Here is a 17,411-nt window from a genome sequence, read left to right on the forward strand (position 1 = left end):
AATTGTCTTTTTTTGTTCCTCATTTGCTACTTTGTACTTTTTAATATCTTTCTCATATTTATCTAGAACATTTTTTGAGTTAACATATTGAAAAATAAGCAACAATGCTGAAAAAATAAATAGGTACATAAATACTCTTGCCTTCATAATATTTTAAATAGTGATTTGTAAATTATCGTATGCTAAAAAAACGTTTTTTGGTAATTTTTGTTGCACCTCGTCATGAAAACCCAAAAGGTGACTAATATGTGTTAAATAGGCTCGCTTTGGGTTAACTTTTTTAATAAAAGCCAATGCTTCCTCTAGATTAAAGTGCGACATGTGTGGTTCTTCTCTAAGAGCGTTAACCACTAATACTTCGAGGTTTTGAAGCTTATCTACCTCAGTATCTGCAATAGTTTTCATATCTGTGAGATAAGCAAAGTCTTTAAACCTATAGCCATACACTTGTAATTTATAGTGAAGCCCATCTATGGGTACAACTTTTAGACTACCTAAGCTAAATGACTTATTATTAACAACATGCTTTGTAACACTAGGTACACCAGGATATTTTACTTTAGAAGTAAAGATATAATCAAAGCGCTTTTCTAAGGCTTTGAATACACGTTTATGCGCATATAAATCTATATCTCCCTGTCTAAAGAAGAAAGGCCTAATATCATCTAAGCCCATGGTATGGTCTGCATGCTCATGCGTAAAGAGAATACCATCTATTTTAGAAACCTTAGCATTAAGCATCTGTTGCCTAAAATCAGGACCACAATCAATAACATAAGTATACGCATCCCATTCTACTAAAACAGAAACACGTAATCGTTTGTCCTTTGGGTTTTGACTCAAACAAACAGGATGATCACTGCCAATAATTGGTATTCCTTGAGATGTTCCTGTCCCTAAAAATGTTATTTTCAAATGGTACTAAGTTTAAAACAAAAATAAGCTTATTTTTTTGTTTGCAACACTAAATTAATACCTTTGCAAAAACGATACAATCCCTATATAGATGGAAGAAATAACGTATAAAGGCGACTTTGAAATTGAAAATATCCCTTCACTTAAAGACAAGGCCTTACGTATAAACCTCAACAAAGACATTTACGGTACATTTGCAGAGATTGGCGCAGGACAAGAAACTGTACGTCATTTCTTTAGAGCTGGAGGTGCTTCAGGAACCATCGCAAAAGCAATGTCTGCGTACGATAAACTTTTTAGTGATGCTATTTATGGTATTGAAGATGATAAGCGTTATGTGACAGAAGCTAGACTTCGAAAAATGCTAAATCACGAGGTTAATCTAATGGAAGAGCGTATTCCAAGAACCGATAATCCTAATAAGATTTTCTTTTCTTATGCAAATACTGTGGCTACTATAGATTTTGCAAAGAAATACAAAGGACATGGTTGGGTTGGTATCAAATTTCAAGTTGAACCTGAAGGTGAATACAATGAGATTGTTCTTCATATTCGTTTTAAAGAGAATGATGCACGTTTACAGCAAGAAACCCTAGGGAAATTAGGAACAAATCTTGTATATGGTGCGTTTTACAAATACAATCAACCACGTAAATTATTACGTTATTTATACGATCATTTAGATAAAGATCAGTTAGAAATTGATACTATTAATTTTTCTGGTCCAGTTTTTAAAGATGTAGATAACCGTTTAATGAGTTTACAACTGGTTAAAAACGGTATGACTGATGCCGTAATGTTTGCACCAGATGGTAATAATGTTTTGCCTGCTGCTGTACTTTATAAAAAGAATATTTTAACATTAAGAGGTAGTTTTAGACCTGTTACTAAAGTAAACATGGATATGTATGAGAAATCATACGAGATGTTTATTAAAGAAAATAAAGTAAATAAAGACAAAACTCAGGTAATCTTTGAAATTACCTTATCTAATTTACGTGCTGAAGGAGAAATTGATGAGCAAGACTTTATGGATAGAGCTAAGTTACTGTGTTCATTAGGGCAAACTGTACTGATTTCTAATTTCCAGGAATATTATAAATTAGTTGAGTATTTCTCTCAATACACCAAAAATAGAATGGGTCTTGCCATGGGTGTAAATAATCTTGTAGATATTTTTGATGAAAAATATTATCGCCATTTAAGTGGTGGTATTCTTGAAGCCTTCGGAAAGTTATTCTACAAAGATTTACGTGTCTACCTATACCCTATGCAAAAAGAAGATGGAAGCGTAACTACCAGCGAGAATCTTAAAGTTCACCCACGTATGAAAGAACTTTACAAGTTCTTTAAATACAACGGAAAAGTAGTTGATATTACTGATTTTGATACTTCTAACCTTTCGGTTTTCTCTAGAACTGTATTAAAAATGATTGCTAATAATGAAGATGGTTGGGAACGTATGCTGCCTAAAGGTGTTGCCAAATTAATAAAAGAAAAGAGTTTGTTTGGTTGCGAATCTGAAGAAGTAATTCATAAATAACGAATTATAACATCAAATACAAAAAAGACCTTTCAGTTATGAAAGGTCTTTTTTTTACTCGCCTAATATCTGCTCAGTATGTGCTTTAGTCTTAACTTTAATAATTACATCTTTTATAATACCATTTTCATCAATTACAAATGTCGTTCTATGAATACCATCATACACACGACCCATAAATTTTTTAGGTCCCCAAACACCAAAAGCTTCTATTACTGATTTATCTTCATCTGCTAAAAGTGGATATTGAAACCCATATTTATTCTTAAAATTTAATTGTCGCTTTGCACTATCTGCACTCACCCCCAAAATTTCATAACCTTGAGCTTTAAATCGCTCAAAATTATCATTTAAGTTACAAGCTTCTACTGTGCAACCTGGTGTACTTGCTTTAGGATAGAAAAAAACTACTAGTTTCTTTCCGTGATAATCTGATAATGAAATTGTATTTCCTTGTTCATCTTTTGCTGAAAAATTAGGTGCCTTATCACCTACTTTTAAATGCGTCATAATGCTTAAATTTGTTTTTACAAAAATACATGAAATGACCAAGCAAGAAAAGGTAGCGTTTGTTATAAATACTTTAAGTGAATTATATCCAGAAATTCCAATTCCATTAGATCATAAAGACCCTTATACACTGCTTATTGCAGTTTTAATGTCTGCACAAAGTACTGATGTTCGCGTTAATCAAATCACTCCACTCCTCTTTGAACGCGCAGACAACCCTTATGATATGATAAAGCTTAGCATCGAAGAAATTAGAGAAATTATTAAGCCTGTTGGTTTATCACCTATGAAAAGTAAAGGCATTCATGGATTATCTCATATACTTATTGATCAGCACAATGGTAAAGTGCCACAAACCTATGAGGAACTAGAAGCCTTACCTGCTGTTGGACACAAAACAGCTGCTGTAGTATTATCGCAAGCTTTTGGAATACCAGCTTTCCCAGTAGATACACATATACATCGCTTAATGTATCGTTGGAATTTAACAAACGGAAAAAATGTTACTCAAACAGAAAAAGATGCTAAACGTCTTTTTCCTAAAGAACTATGGAATGATTTACACCTTCAAATTATTTGGTACGGTAGAGAATATTCACCAGCTAGAGGTTGGGATTTAGACAAGGATATCATTACCAAAACTATTGGTAGAAAATCTGTTTTAGACGAATATTATAAAAAGAAGAAATAATAAGTTATTGGTATAGTTGTTGATACTTTTTCAAAAACTATCCATCAATGAAAAGATTATTATTTGGGTTGCTCTTTATAAGCTTATCATCTTGTATTACCATAAGAAAAGCTCCCAAAATTACAACTCATAAAATATCTACTGCAAAAAAGTTTCAACGCAAATTCCCTAAGGAAAAAGCTTTTATTTTTGAAGATCCAAAAAATGCAGATGAATTCTATCATTTTATAAATACTAAGTTTAAACTAAATGATATAGACGTTGGTTTTGATGTTCCAATAACCATTAATAATAAAACCTATTATTTCACCTACTATGAGGCCGAAATACCAGATAAAAAATTTAATTTATTAGGTCTAGCCGTTGATGCTACACTTAAAGTAAAAGGTATGGATCCTTTGTTTGATGAAGGCTATGTAAAACGTAATGGACATTGGTATATTGCAATAACAGTATACGATGAAGAAAACAAAAATTGTTTAAAATCTAAATACCCAAACCGCAAAGCAATATTAGATTACCTAAGACTATTACATAATGAATATTTGCATAGTCCAACATATTAAACAAAAAAATCCTGATTTTTCAATCAGGATCTCTTATTTAATTTAATTCTGAAGTGCTTCAAACTTCAATTTATTATAATTTATAACACTTAAAGCCTTTGAGTAATTCAAAAGAAAACGTATTGTTTCATCTTTTGGTTTTAGGTTATTATTTTTTGGGGAAGCGCTAGAGTAAATATTTGCCATATTTATAATTTATAGTTGATAGTATGACAATAACGTACTTACATAATCTTTTATTGCATCAATTTGTTAAAATAATATTATTCTGCTCTATCACCTTGCGCATATTAATAAGCGCATAACGCATTCTTCCTAATGCAGTATTGATACTAACTCCTGTTCGCTCAGAGATTTCTTTAAAACTCATATCCTGATACATACGCATCAATAAGACTTGCTTTTGGTCTTCTGGAAGTTCTTCTATAACACGTCTTACATCAGATTCTACCTGAGTTTTAATCATGCTTTTCTCAGCATTTAAACTAGAATCGCTTAAAACAGAAAAAATACTAAACTCACCTGCATTATCAAACTTAGGCATACGACTATTTTTTCTAAAATAATCAATAACTAAGTTATGTGCTATACGCATTACCCAAGGTAAAAACTTACCTTCTTCGTTATATTTTCCTCGTTTTAATGTTCTAATAACTTTAATAAAGGTATCTTGAAAAACATCTTCCGTTACATCTCTATCATAAACTTTAGAATAGATAAAGCTATAAATCTTTTGTTTGTGCCTTTCTATTAAAACTGATAATGCACTTTCATCTCCTCTAATGTAATTGCTGACTAACTCTGAGTCTTGGATAAGTTCTGATTTCATAATATTACTCTTATTAGTAAGAAGCGAACTTCTTAGCAAGGGGTTAAAGTTTTATAAAGTAATATTATGCTATAAGCAGAGTTTTTTGAATGAATATGTGGTAAATATAACAACATTCATTCCGAAAAAACAAAAATAATGACCAAATTTTAACATTTTATCTGTTATTAATGCATTTTATAAGCTTAAATACTTTAGGTATCTTTGCAAAATTATATCTGCAACAATCTTATGAATACTACTATTTTAGACGTAAATCCTAAAGAAAACATCATTATTAAAGGCGCAAAATTGCATAACCTCAAAAATATAGATGTTATAATTCCTAGGAATAAATTAGTAGTTATTACAGGATTATCTGGCTCAGGAAAATCGAGTCTAGCCTTTGATACGCTATATGCAGAAGGTCAAAGACGTTATGTAGAAAGTCTATCGAGTTATGCACGTCAATTCTTAGGAAGGCTTAACAAGCCTAAAGTAGATTATATAAAAGGTATTGCACCAGCAATTGCTATTGAACAAAAGGTAAATTCTACCAATCCTCGTTCTACAGTTGGTACAACAACAGAGATTTATGATTATTTAAAATTACTATTTGCTAGAATTGGTAAAACCTACTCACCTATTTCTGGTGAAGAAGTGAAAAAACACACAGTCACAGATGTAATAGAACATATCTCAAAATTTGATGAAGGCTCAAAGCTCTTGCTGTTATCTCCAATTTCGCTTGAAGAAGGAAGAACTCTAGAAAATAAGCTTCAAACGCTTTTGCAGCAAGGCTATGCTAGAGTTAAGCACAACAATGAAGTTTTAAGGATTGATGATGTCATAAAGCAAAACATTACATCAGATAAAGGATTGTTCTTGGTTGTAGATAGAATTATTTATAAAGACGATGAAGATTTTCTTAACCGATTAGCTGATGCCATAGAAACTGCTTTCTTTGAAGGAGTTGGTTCTTGTATTATAGAATCACTTTCAGATAGTAAACAAACTCTTTTTAACAATAAGTTTGAATTAGATGGCTTAACTTTTTTAGAACCTAATTCGCACTTATTTAGTTTTAATAACCCTTATGGTGCTTGCCCTAAATGTGAAGGCTATGGAGATGTCATAGGCATAGACGAAGATTTAGTTATTCCAAACACAGCACTTTCTATATATGAAAATGCAATTTTTCCTTGGCGAGGTGAAAGCATGAGTTGGTATAGAGATCAATTGGTTAATAATTCTCATAAATTCGACTTTCCCATACACAAACCCTTTTTTCAGTTAAGTGACGAACATAAAACCTTAATATGGAAAGGAAATGAATACTTTGAAGGTTTAAACAGTTTCTTTAATGAGCTAGAATCTAAAGCCTATAAAATTCAGAATCGCGTAATGCTATCTCGCTATCGTGGTAAAACTAAATGTAGTGTTTGCCAAGGAAAACGATTACGAGAAGAAGCTAGCTATGTTAAAATTAATGGTTCTACAATATTAGATTTGGTAGATCTACCTCTAAATGAACTTACTGTTTTTTTTGAAAAATTAGAATTAAACCCATATGATGTTAAAATAGCTAAGCGTTTATTGACCGAAATTAACACACGTTTAGAATTTCTATCTAATGTTGGGTTGAATTATTTAACCTTAAACAGACGTTCAAATACCTTGTCTGGCGGTGAAAGTCAACGCATAAACTTAGCAACATCTTTAGGAAGTAGCCTTGTAGGCTCTATGTACATTTTAGACGAACCAAGTATTGGTTTACATCCTAAGGATACTGAGCGTTTAATTAATGTTTTAAAATCTTTACGCGATTTAGGCAACACAGTTATTGTTGTAGAGCACGATGAAGATATAATGCGAGCTGCAGACGAAATTATAGATATTGGCCCTGAAGCTGGTACTTTTGGAGGTAATGTTGTTGCTACAGGTGGATTTAAAAATATTTTAGTTTCCGATACGTTAACAGCAAAATACCTTAATGGCCAGCTAGAGATTAAAGTACCTGAAAAACGAAGAACTTCAAAATACCATATCGATATTATAGGAGCTCGCGAAAACAACTTAAAAAATATTGATGTAACTTTCCCTCTAGAAATGTTAACTGTTATTACAGGTGTTTCTGGTAGTGGTAAAAGTACATTAGTTAAAAAGATTTTGTTTCCTTCAATTCAAAAGAAACTAACCGGTTTTAGTGATAAAGCAGGTCAGTTTACAGAAATGAAAGGTAATTTTAGCAATGTGCAACATGTAGAGTTTGTAGATCAAAACCCTATTGGTCGTTCTTCGCGTTCTAATCCAGTCACTTATGTAAAAGCTTATGATGACATTAGAGCACTATTCTCTTCTCAAAAGCTTAGTAAGATTAGAAACTATGCTGCAAAACACTTTAGTTTTAATGTAGATGGTGGACGTTGCGAAACCTGTAAAGGCGAAGGAGAAGTGACTATTGAGATGCAATTTATGGCAGATGTTCATTTAACCTGCGATACCTGTGGTGGAAAACGATTTAAAAAAGAAGTCTTAGAAGTTACTTTTGAAGGTAAATCTATTGATGATATTCTTAATATGACCATTGATAATGCCATTGAATTCTTTTCAACGCATAAACAAACTAAAATTCAGAATAAATTACAACCTTTACAAGATGTGGGCTTAGGCTATGTTACTTTAGGGCAGTCCTCTTCTACCCTTTCTGGTGGTGAAGCGCAACGTATTAAGCTCGCTACATTCTTAGGTAAAGGCAGTAAAAGGGACAATGCGCTTTTTATTTTTGATGAACCAACAACTGGTTTGCATTTTCATGACATACAAAAACTACTAAAGTCTTTTAACGCTCTTATTGCTAAAGGACATTCTATTATTGTTATTGAGCATAATGTTGATTTAATTAAATGTGCAGATTATATCATTGATTTAGGTCCAGAAGGCGGAAAACAAGGTGGTAACCTTGTAGCATCTGGCACGCCAGAACAAATAGCTTCTGATAAAAACTCTGTTACTGGGAAATATCTTCAAGGAAAGTTATAGTCTAATAAAACAAAAACGAAATAAACCCTAAAATCGTAAAGGACAACGGTAAAACAAAAAGCAAAAACAAAAAACTTACGACACCACTTTTTATAAAGCTTAAAAACCAGTTTTGCTTATAAAATTTAATGATTGCTATTAATAAATAAAAGAATGTAGATAGCGCTATAAGCCAATCTATCCCATCTGGTATTTCCCAAAATCTATTGATACCAAAAATGATACTAAATACCACGAATAGAAATGAAAAATAGTAAAAGCTAAACACAAGATGATGCGCATACCTCCCTTTATTAAAAAAGAATAGCTTTAAAAGAAAAGCAAATATCGGCAGCAAAAAAAACATCGCCAACGGAATACTATCAATAAACGTCTGCATAATCTGGCCCAATCCCATAGATTTATAAAACTTTAAGCCTTGAGCATAGAATTTTCTGGTAAAATATCCTGCATCTTCTTCCATACCTAAGTGTTTATATATTTCCTCATCAGATGCACCAGAAGCAATTAAAGAATCCATCTCTCTTTCATTAAAAGTAAAAGATGAACCAATATTATTTTTCGGGATTTTAATATTAGATATTGAGTCTAACGTTTTCAAATCCTTTTCATCTAAACCAATTGTAACTCTATTGTCTTTTAAAGGTTTTACAAAATTATCTATTGCTATAGAATCTTGTGAAATGCTATCTTTAACATTAGCTCTCTCTTTTCGGTCAGCCAATACGCGCTCCATATTTTTATCGAGTTCTGCTCTACCTTCTCTTACGTAAAAATTAAAAATAAAAAAGAAGATAACTGCCACAAAAAGATACATCTGCGCAGGATGCAAATACAACAAACGCTTCCCTTTAACAAACTCTTTAGCTAAATAACCTGGTTTGAACATTAAAGGAATAAAACTCTTTAAAAAACGAGCATCAAAAGAAAAATAATTACTTATGGTATTATAAAAAAGTACACCAATAGTTAACTCATCATTGGTTTTTTGTCCGCAATGTGGACAGAATTTAAAACCACTATCAAACGGTTGTTCACAATTTTGGCAAGAATCTTTGTTGGTGTTAGCGCTCATATATAATGGTTAATCAACATTAAAATTAATGAAATTAATCATAAATAAGTTTAATTATCTGAAGATCTAAAAACAACAATGTTACAAAGTAACCTTATTAAAACACACTAATCCTCTACATATAAACCACTTAACAATCTTGGCACGCTAATTGGTTTTCCTAAAAATATTAGCGTAAACCCAAAAGTTCTAAACGAGTTAGCAACTGGGTAAATCTAAAAACCTATACATTATGAGAAGTAAACTACTTTTTATGGCAATGGTGTTAGTAGGACTAACATCTGCCACAGCGACAACAGCAGGAGATGCTGTTTTAGATGGGGAAGATTTAAACCAAAAACGTTATCGTTTTACACAACCAATAGAGTTTGTAGAACGTGGTGTAGAATTCTTAATCTTTCCGGATGGAAGCTTCGATTTTAATACCGAAGTGTTTCCTACAGAACCAGATAATGATAATTACTACTACAGACGTAACAGACGTAGTACAAACCGAACTTACGGAGCTCCAGGCACAAGATACCATCATGGAAATAGAGGTGTTCTCATTAGACATGATAGACAAGGTCGTATAAGACGTATTGGAAACGTATTTATTAACTACGATAGACAAGGCAGAATAAAACGAGCTGGATCAGTATATATGAGTTACAGACGAGGGCAGTTAAGACAAGTTGGAGGGTTACGTATTATTTATAACAGATACGGAGACGTTATTGGAACAAGAGGTTTTGTAAACTTCAACAATCAAGGAAATGGCTTCCCTTCTAACCAATTTGATTCTGACTATTATGATAACGACTGGAATGATGATTATTACTACTATCGAAAAAATGGTGAAGTAAAAAAGCATAAAAAAATAAAATCATAGATATCACATTGATTTTATAACTATTTAATGGATTTAAAACCCTGAATTTTTCCTCAAATAATTCAGGGTTTATATTCTCATAAACCAACCACTTATTCGCAAACCTCTACTAGTCAATAATTAATAATCGAAAATATTTTTTGGCACACTGTTTGTTTTATATTAATCGAGTTTAATTTTAAAACCTTTATCTATGAAACGGATTCTATTTTTATTAGCAAGTTTAGTAGCTTTTTCTACAACTTCTTTCGCAACTACCACAAGTACCTCTGAAGCTGAAGCTTCAGCAAACAATTATGTGAGAGGTTATAATAATTCTTTCATATTTAATGAAGGCGGTATTGAATTCTCTGTCTACAGAGATGGTCAGTTCGATTTTTATATTCCAGATTATGGACCAGACGTAAGTGTAAATATAGATACACCTGGCTTTACATTAAGCTTTAACTCTGGTTACAATTATAATCCTTACGTACAGTATGATCGTTTTGGTGCAATTATTCAAATTGAAAACACACCAATTTTCTATGATTTTTATGGCAGAGTAAATCAAATCGGTGATATTTTCATTACATACAATGGGTTTAATAGAATTAGTAGAATTGGAGGCTTAAATGTGTATTATAGAAATAATGTATTCTGGAGATATGATGGCTATATCAATGCTTATAACAGAGCTTATGTTTGGAGACCATGGCACAGATTATACATAGTACCACCTGTAAACTTTTGTGTGATTAATGTAAATCCGTACAGACAGTTTTACTCACCTGTAAGACACATTTGGTACAGACCATACAGAAACAATGTAAGGTATTACAATGTAAATACAGGTAGACGTGGAAATACTACACGAGTAGTAACAAGAAGAAACAGTAGTAATAGCTATCTACAGACGCCTAGAAACAGAAGAGAGCGTACTGTACAGAGAACTGTTACTCACAGAAATGCAGAGATTACTAGAACAAGAACTACGCGTTTGGCTGAAAACACAACAACGCGTACTACAACAAGAAGCACATCTAGAAATGCAAATACTGGTACATCGAGATCTGTAACCAGAAGTAATAACGAAGGAACAAGAACTGGTTCTAACACTCGTATGACTTCACCAAGTACAAGAAGTAATGATAATAGCCGAAGTATAAGATCTACACGTTCTAGTACAAGAGTATCAACTCCTACAAGAACAACCCGTAGTATGACCAGAAATTCTGGAAATAATGTGACCAGTACCAGAAGTACTGTGTCTAATAAAACAAAGAGAACAAAAAACACTTCGGTGCGTAAACCAAGAACAACTACTCCTCGTACATATAATAGAAGTAGCTCTAAAAGTAGCAAGCAACGAAGCACGGTTCAAAGTAAAAGAAAGTCATCTTCAGTATCGTCTAGATCTAACACAAGTAGAAAAAGCAACCAAAATTCTACAAGATCTAGTTCAAGACGATCTAGAGGATAAAAATAAAAATGATTTTTTTGGTTGGTTAGTAGAAGTCCCGTATGATGTATGCCTCAGAGCACCTTACGGGATTTCTCGTTATACGATTCTCACGTCCGCGTTCGCCATAGCTTTAGCGGAGGTGCAAAGTGGGAATCTTTTTTATTATAAATAATATAAAACTTTGTAAAGCTAAGTCTAAAATTTTTATTAATTCAAACGCAAATACTTCTTTATTTGCTCAGAAATATCATCAGAAATATTCAATTTAAAAATTATAGTAAAGTATAAGAGTGTTATTAAAATAGACTTTAATGCAATATTAATTATTGGATGAAATGAAAACTCCCAAAAATACATTGCTAGAGCAAGCACAATTAACAACAACACAATTTTTAATGAAGACCAGGAAAAAGGCTGCATATTTAGCTTCTGTTTAACAAATACTACTTTGATGGTATTATAAATCGTAACAGCCAAAAATGTTGCAAATGCCGAACCTTCAATACCATGAATAGGAATAAATATAAAATTAAGAATTATAGCTATAACAGCTAAAATCACACCAAAGAGTAACACCATTTTATAATAATCGCTATTGAATAAAATGGCATTATTATTACCTAAACTATTGTCATACAGCTTTGCTATACTTACTATAAGCACTACAAATAGACCTCCTGTGAACTCTTCTGGAAGAATTTTATACAACTGATTAATATTCAATACAATTAACAGAAAAATAAAACCACTAATTACTAATAAACTTATTGAACTGCGTTTATATAAATCTTCAAGCGATAAATGATCTTGTTCATTTAAGTACTTGGCTGTTAAAGGCATCATTATTTGATGCATTGCGCGTTGCGGTACAGCAATAACTGTTGCAATAAAAATAGCAACACTATAATAGGCTACTTGCTCAATATTTTCTAGCATTAAACCAATCATAAACTTATCAATATCTAGAATAAGCATAGCTACCGATCCTGCAATAATCATAAGTGCTGCATATTTTAAAATAGAAGATAAACCATCTACTCTCTTAAATTTAAACTTTGGAAATCTAACATAATATGCATAACCTTTCATTATTAACATTCGCAATACATAAATACCAACTAGAGCTAAAATAAAATCATCTGCATTTAGCCATTTTAGATAAACAAAATACAATAAAATCATTATGCCCACACGATGAAATATTTCTTTCATCACGTTACCAAAAACAGTCCTTAACTGTACTTTAGACCAAGCAAAAAAGATTTCAAAATATGCCATGGCTATTGCTAAAACAAAAATGTGCCAAACGTAATTTCCTGCAATAGCATTCTCTTTTGAAAGCAAAGCTCCTATACTTTCGTAAGAAACGTAACCAATTAACATTGTAGGAATTATAAAAGCAAATGGTAGAAACAACATTAAGGTTAAAAAACTATTGACACCTTTTTCAGTATTAAAAGACGAATAATATTTAACGATAGCATTGTGTACACCAAATGCCATAAAAGGCATCATTATATTCGCTGCAGATAGTAAAAACGCAACCAAACCATAATACTCATCGGTTAAAAAATTGGTATAAAGAAAAAGGGTATTAATAGCACCAATACCAAAGCCTAGATAAGTACTTATTGTATTTGCAAAAGATTGTTTTAATACAATGCCCATAGTGCTGTAAATTACAATTATAAAAAATCAAATACCAAACGATTGCAAAATAGCATTAGAAACTTTTATAAGTTCGCTTAACTTTCCTGTTAAAGCTTTTCTACTATAAGGCTGTAAACCAATAGCATTCACTCTTAAATCGTTGTTTTTATAAGCTTCAAAATAACTTAACAACTGCGCTTTAAGTTTTTCTTTTTCTTGATAATTAAAATAAACACCTGTATTGGTCGACACAATAATTTGTTGCACATCTGAATCTTTTGGACCAATGGCTAGTATTGGAGTTTCTGAAATTAAATACTCAAATAATTTTCCGGGAATAATAGCTTTTGTGTCTTCGGAATCAATTTCTATTAATAATAAAACCTGAGATTGCATCTGAAATTTAATAGCCTCATCATGGTTTACATAACCAACAATATTTACATGTTTTTTAAGACCAAAATTATATATAGATTCCAATACATCATCACTAACAACACCTATTAAATTAAGCTGAAAGACTTTTGAAAATGCTTCATTTTCTACAACTAATTCTGAGAGCACCTCCCATAAAACCTTAGGGTTACGTTCTGATAGTAAAGAACCAATATGCGAAAGTGTAAACTTTTCATCCTTCCCTTCTACTCTAACCGAATGATTATCATAACCGTTAGTAATAACAGAAATAGGTTGTTGGGTTTTAGAGGCAAACTCGTTCTTTGTGTGGTTACTGGTCACAATAATTCGATCAGCTGTATTTAGAACCTGAGACTCTAAAGCTATATGCTTTGCTTTAGAAGTCTTTGTCAATTTTAAATCTTTATGATAGCCAATGGTTGTCCAAGGATCTCTAAAATCAGTAATCCAATTTACATTAAGCTTTTTTTTAAGGTGTAATCCTATTAAATGCAAACTATGCGGTGGACCAGTAGTAATTACTATTTCAATATTGTGTTCTTCAATATACTTAGAAAGATAATTTACAGATGGCTTTACCCAATTTTTACGAGCATCTGGTATAAAGAAGTTTCCACGTACAAAAAGCATCAGTTTCTCAATAAAGGATTGTTTTTTAGTCTTTGGAATAACACCAGAACTAATTTTTTTAGAGCTCTTTTTTGAAAACAAACTCGCCAAACCATACGGTTCTTTAATTGGCTGCTTTAAAGTAATGATATCCTTTGGAATCTCATCAACTAAACTTTCATCTATAATTGGATAGCTAGGATTTTCAGGACAATAGACAACAGGCTCAACATCAAAGTCTGGCAAATACTTTACAAACTTTAGCCAACGTTGTACACCAGGACCACCAGCTGGTGGCCAATAATAGCAAATGATTAAAACTTTTTTTTTAGAGTCCATTCAGACAAACTAAGATTTCTCTTTTTGTTGCTTGAACTGATAAAATATACCTAGTAGCAATAAAATACCAAAAACAGTAGAGCTTGCTAATGCAATGTTACTACCTGTTTTTACCACTTGTGGTTCAAACTTAAATTCTATAGTATGATTGCCTTTAGGAACATTCATACCACGTAAAATATAATTAACACGTCCATGAGGTTGTAATTCTCCATTTATATAAGCATTCCAACCGCTTTTGTAATAGATTTCAGAAAATACAGCAAAACCATCATTACTGTTAGTAGATTCGTATTTTAAATAATTTGGTTTAAATTCTTTAAGCTGAATTAAAGTCGTTGAATCAGTTTTATATTGCATAACTGGTTGACTACTTAAGTCTAACATTGTAGTCACAGCTTTATGCTTTGTATCTAAACTACCTAAAGCTTTTATCTCAGTATTTGCATCTGGTAGTTGTTTTAATTCGTTTATAAACCAAGCATTACCATTAGCATCTGGGTTATCATAAGGAAACACCTGCCCTTGATCTTCTGCTATAATGTACTTAGTATTTAACATGTTAAGCACATTCATATTATTATTATAAATATGAAATTCCATAACATCATTATAGCGACCCAATTTAGCGGCATGATATCCAAATAAAGCGTTATGGAAATAGGCCGTTCTACCAGGTTGACGTTGACCTTCAGTAGACATATCTAAAACTCTATAATGTCCTTTGTCTTTTAAAATTTGTTTGTCAGCATTATTAGGCGAATAAGGCTTATCTACACTCAATGCAGAAATAAAATCATCATTGTTAACATAAGATTTATTCACAGATACCAAATCAAATAAAATCAATGCAGCAAAAACTACTACTACTAAAGTTTCTGATAATTTTTTCTTTATAAAGAGATATATAGTTCCAGCAGAAAGCAATACCAATATCAAAGTCCTAATGGTATCTGTATTAAATAAGGTTTTTCTATCATCAATTATAGCACCTAGTAATACATCTGGTATGCCTTCATCTCTAAAGCTTTTAAAATCGAAGAACGTAGATTTAAACAGTAAGAACACTAAACATAATCCTGCTGTAATGGCTACTGAATATTTTAGAGCTTTTAGTTTTTCTTCATTTTTCTGAAAATTATTAAACAAGCGTACCAAGGCAAAAATACCCAACACAGGAATACACAATTCTAGTATCACTTGTATAGAACTTACTGCTCTAAATTTATCATACAACGGTACAAAATCTATGAAAAAATTTGTAATTGGGTTACTATCTGGTTGAGGGTTTGAAACAAAAGGCCAATTCTTCCCTAAAGATAAAACCCAAGAAATCACTGTCCCAGCTACCAACCACCATTTTAATCTTCCTTTTACTAGGAATAAACTTAAAACAAAAAGAAAAATAATAACTGCTCCAACATAGGCTGGTGCTTCAACTATGGTTTGGTCTCCCCAATACATTGGTGCATTTTTAGAAAGTTCTAAAGCTTCAATAGGTGAAGCTCCCATTGTAACATAGGTTTTATAGGTTTCAGAATCTTTTCCGATATCTTCGGAGTTTCCACCACCCATAAATCGTGGAATAAACAGATTAAAGGTTTCAGCCAGTCCGTAACTATATTCTGTAATATAAGCTCTACCTAAACCAGAGGTTACTTCTTTCGTTGAACCATCAGCATTAATAGTTAATTCACTCTTTCCTCGCGTACTTTCTTTGGCATATTCTTGTGTTGCCATAAGGTTTGTAGCATTAAGTCCGACAGCGAGAAGTGCTGCTACAGTCAATATTCCAACAGATTTAAAAAAATGTGGTAATACTTGTTTTTGATAAGCATCTACTAAATAGGCTATACCCAACACAATGACCAAAAACAAAAGATAGTAGGTCATTTGAGGGTGGTTTGCTACTATTTCTAAACCTAAAGCTACTACCGTTAACAGAAAACCGAGTATGTATTTTTTTCTAAAAGTGAGAGTAATTCCTGCTAAAACTAAAGGCATATAAGCAATAGCATGTGCCTTAGCATTATGACCTACACCAAGAATAATAATGAGATAGGTTGAAAATCCGAAGGTTAAAGCACCGAGTGCAGCGAGTTTAAAATCTACTTTTAAAGAGAGCAATAGAATATAGAATCCTATAAAATATAAAAACAAATAATCAGCTGGTCTTGGCAAAAAACGTAAGGCAAGGTCTAGCTTCTTAATATAATTATGTGGATATTTTGCTCCCAATTGATACGTTGGCATACCACCAAAGGCACTATTGGTCCAATACGTTTCTTCACCTGTAACTTTGGCAAACTCTTTTTGTTGCTGAGCCATACCAATATAATGCATTATATCGCTCTGAAATATTTTTTTGCCTTGTAAAACCGGACTAAAATAGGCTAATGAAAGTACCACGAACCCAATAATAACAAGTATATGTGGCAAAAAACGCTTTAAAGAAAATGACATGAAAATTAAGTAAATAATTGAGTCTGAAAAGTACTATTTTTTTGGGAATAAAATCTTACTAAAAAGAAAAACACAGTTCTAATACCTTTATCATCAATCAATCTCTTCGTAATCGATATATTCCCCAACTTCTTTGTTAGATGTTTTATTACGCTGTGGCATTTTATCTATTACTGTTTCGCCTTCATTTCTTTTCTGTGTATTACGCTGCTGCGTTTGATTTTGAAAACCTCCAAATTGCTGTCCAAACTTTTCTTCAGCTTTCTTAGCAACAAATCTCATAAGAAAAGGTGCAAATAATCTGGCAAGAATTTTAACCCCAAACCAAACTAGTAAAATAATTAATATAGTTCTTAATAAACCCATTAAGGATGCTTCTTGTATCATAAAGAAATTAATAATTCAAAAATACAATTATAGTTACTTATATTCCGTTATTATTCCTTAAAAAAAGTATAAAATCTATAT

Annotated in this window: 14 protein-coding genes; 6 read left to right on the forward strand and 8 right to left on the reverse strand. The window is 31.9% G+C overall.

The window, feature by feature from the left end:
* Positions 1–153 precede the first annotated feature (153 nt).
* Positions 154–915 (reverse strand): MBL fold metallo-hydrolase, encoded by a 762-nt coding sequence (locus tag N4A42_RS05310; RefSeq protein WP_294070953.1) that lies wholly within the window; start codon positions 913–915, stop codon positions 154–156.
* A 91-nt stretch (positions 916–1,006) separates the two neighbouring features.
* Here N4A42_RS05310 and N4A42_RS05315 point away from each other — a divergent pair, with 91 nt between their 5' ends.
* Complete coding sequence (locus N4A42_RS05315; protein WP_294070956.1) at positions 1,007–2,458, forward strand: TonB-dependent receptor; 1,452 nt, start codon at positions 1,007–1,009, stop codon at positions 2,456–2,458.
* A 54-nt stretch (positions 2,459–2,512) separates the two neighbouring features.
* Here N4A42_RS05315 and bcp read toward each other — a convergent pair whose 3' ends face one another.
* Positions 2,513–2,968 carry a thioredoxin-dependent thiol peroxidase gene (gene bcp, locus N4A42_RS05320; protein WP_294070959.1) on the reverse strand — a complete coding sequence of 152 codons (456 nt, stop codon included), beginning with the start codon at positions 2,966–2,968 and terminating at the stop codon, positions 2,513–2,515.
* Between the two features lie 34 nt (positions 2,969–3,002).
* Between bcp and nth the strand changes: the two genes are divergently transcribed.
* Positions 3,003–3,659: an endonuclease III gene (gene nth, locus N4A42_RS05325; RefSeq protein ID WP_294070963.1), complete on the forward strand. Its 657-nt coding sequence runs from the start codon at positions 3,003–3,005 to the stop codon at positions 3,657–3,659.
* Between the two features lie 47 nt (positions 3,660–3,706).
* On the forward strand, positions 3,707–4,225 hold the full coding sequence (locus N4A42_RS05330) for a hypothetical protein (protein WP_294070966.1): 519 nt from the start codon (positions 3,707–3,709) through the stop codon (positions 4,223–4,225).
* A gap of 244 nt (positions 4,226–4,469) precedes the next feature.
* Here N4A42_RS05330 and N4A42_RS05335 read toward each other — a convergent pair whose 3' ends face one another.
* Positions 4,470–5,054 carry a sigma-70 family RNA polymerase sigma factor gene (locus tag N4A42_RS05335; protein ID WP_294070969.1) on the reverse strand — a complete coding sequence of 195 codons (585 nt, stop codon included), beginning with the start codon at positions 5,052–5,054 and terminating at the stop codon, positions 4,470–4,472.
* A 231-nt stretch (positions 5,055–5,285) separates the two neighbouring features.
* On the opposite strand from N4A42_RS05335, the gene uvrA reads away from it, so the two are divergent.
* Positions 5,286–8,075, forward strand: a complete 2,790-nt coding sequence (gene uvrA / locus N4A42_RS05340; protein WP_294070972.1) for an excinuclease ABC subunit UvrA — start codon at positions 5,286–5,288, stop codon at positions 8,073–8,075.
* Position 8,076: 1 nt separating this feature from the next.
* Here the strand turns inward: uvrA and N4A42_RS05345 are convergent, their stop codons facing one another.
* Positions 8,077–9,150 carry a DUF3667 domain-containing protein gene (locus N4A42_RS05345; protein WP_294070975.1) on the reverse strand — a complete coding sequence of 358 codons (1,074 nt, stop codon included), beginning with the start codon at positions 9,148–9,150 and terminating at the stop codon, positions 8,077–8,079.
* 232 nt (positions 9,151–9,382) lie between these two features.
* Here N4A42_RS05345 and N4A42_RS05350 point away from each other — a divergent pair, with 232 nt between their 5' ends.
* Together N4A42_RS05350 and N4A42_RS05355 are read left to right on the forward strand one after the other, a co-directional pair.
* Positions 9,383–10,021 carry a hypothetical protein gene (locus N4A42_RS05350; RefSeq protein ID WP_294070978.1) on the forward strand — a complete coding sequence of 213 codons (639 nt, stop codon included), beginning with the start codon at positions 9,383–9,385 and terminating at the stop codon, positions 10,019–10,021.
* A 193-nt stretch (positions 10,022–10,214) separates the two neighbouring features.
* Entirely contained in the window at positions 10,215–11,483 is a 1,269-nt protein-coding gene (locus tag N4A42_RS05355; protein WP_294070981.1) for a hypothetical protein, read from the forward strand.
* A gap of 189 nt (positions 11,484–11,672) precedes the next feature.
* Here the strand turns inward: N4A42_RS05355 and N4A42_RS05360 are convergent, their stop codons facing one another.
* The 4 genes from N4A42_RS05360 to N4A42_RS05375 form a co-directional block, all read right to left on the reverse strand.
* Positions 11,673–13,133, reverse strand: a complete 1,461-nt coding sequence (locus tag N4A42_RS05360) for a lipopolysaccharide biosynthesis protein (RefSeq protein WP_294070984.1) — start codon at positions 13,131–13,133, stop codon at positions 11,673–11,675.
* A 27-nt stretch (positions 13,134–13,160) separates the two neighbouring features.
* A complete protein-coding gene (locus N4A42_RS05365) occupies positions 13,161–14,480 on the reverse strand; it encodes a glycosyltransferase (RefSeq protein WP_294070987.1) in 1,320 nt (439 codons plus the stop codon).
* 9 nt (positions 14,481–14,489) lie between these two features.
* Complete coding sequence (locus N4A42_RS05370; protein WP_294070990.1) at positions 14,490–16,943, reverse strand: YfhO family protein; 2,454 nt, start codon at positions 16,941–16,943, stop codon at positions 14,490–14,492.
* A gap of 93 nt (positions 16,944–17,036) precedes the next feature.
* On the reverse strand, positions 17,037–17,330 hold the full coding sequence (locus N4A42_RS05375; RefSeq protein ID WP_294070993.1) for a DUF4834 family protein: 294 nt from the start codon (positions 17,328–17,330) through the stop codon (positions 17,037–17,039).
* Positions 17,331–17,411 lie beyond the last annotated feature (81 nt).

Origin of the sequence: Winogradskyella sp. (genome assembly GCF_025210595.1) — a bacterium.
In the GTDB taxonomy this organism is placed as follows: domain Bacteria; phylum Bacteroidota; class Bacteroidia; order Flavobacteriales; family Flavobacteriaceae; genus Winogradskyella.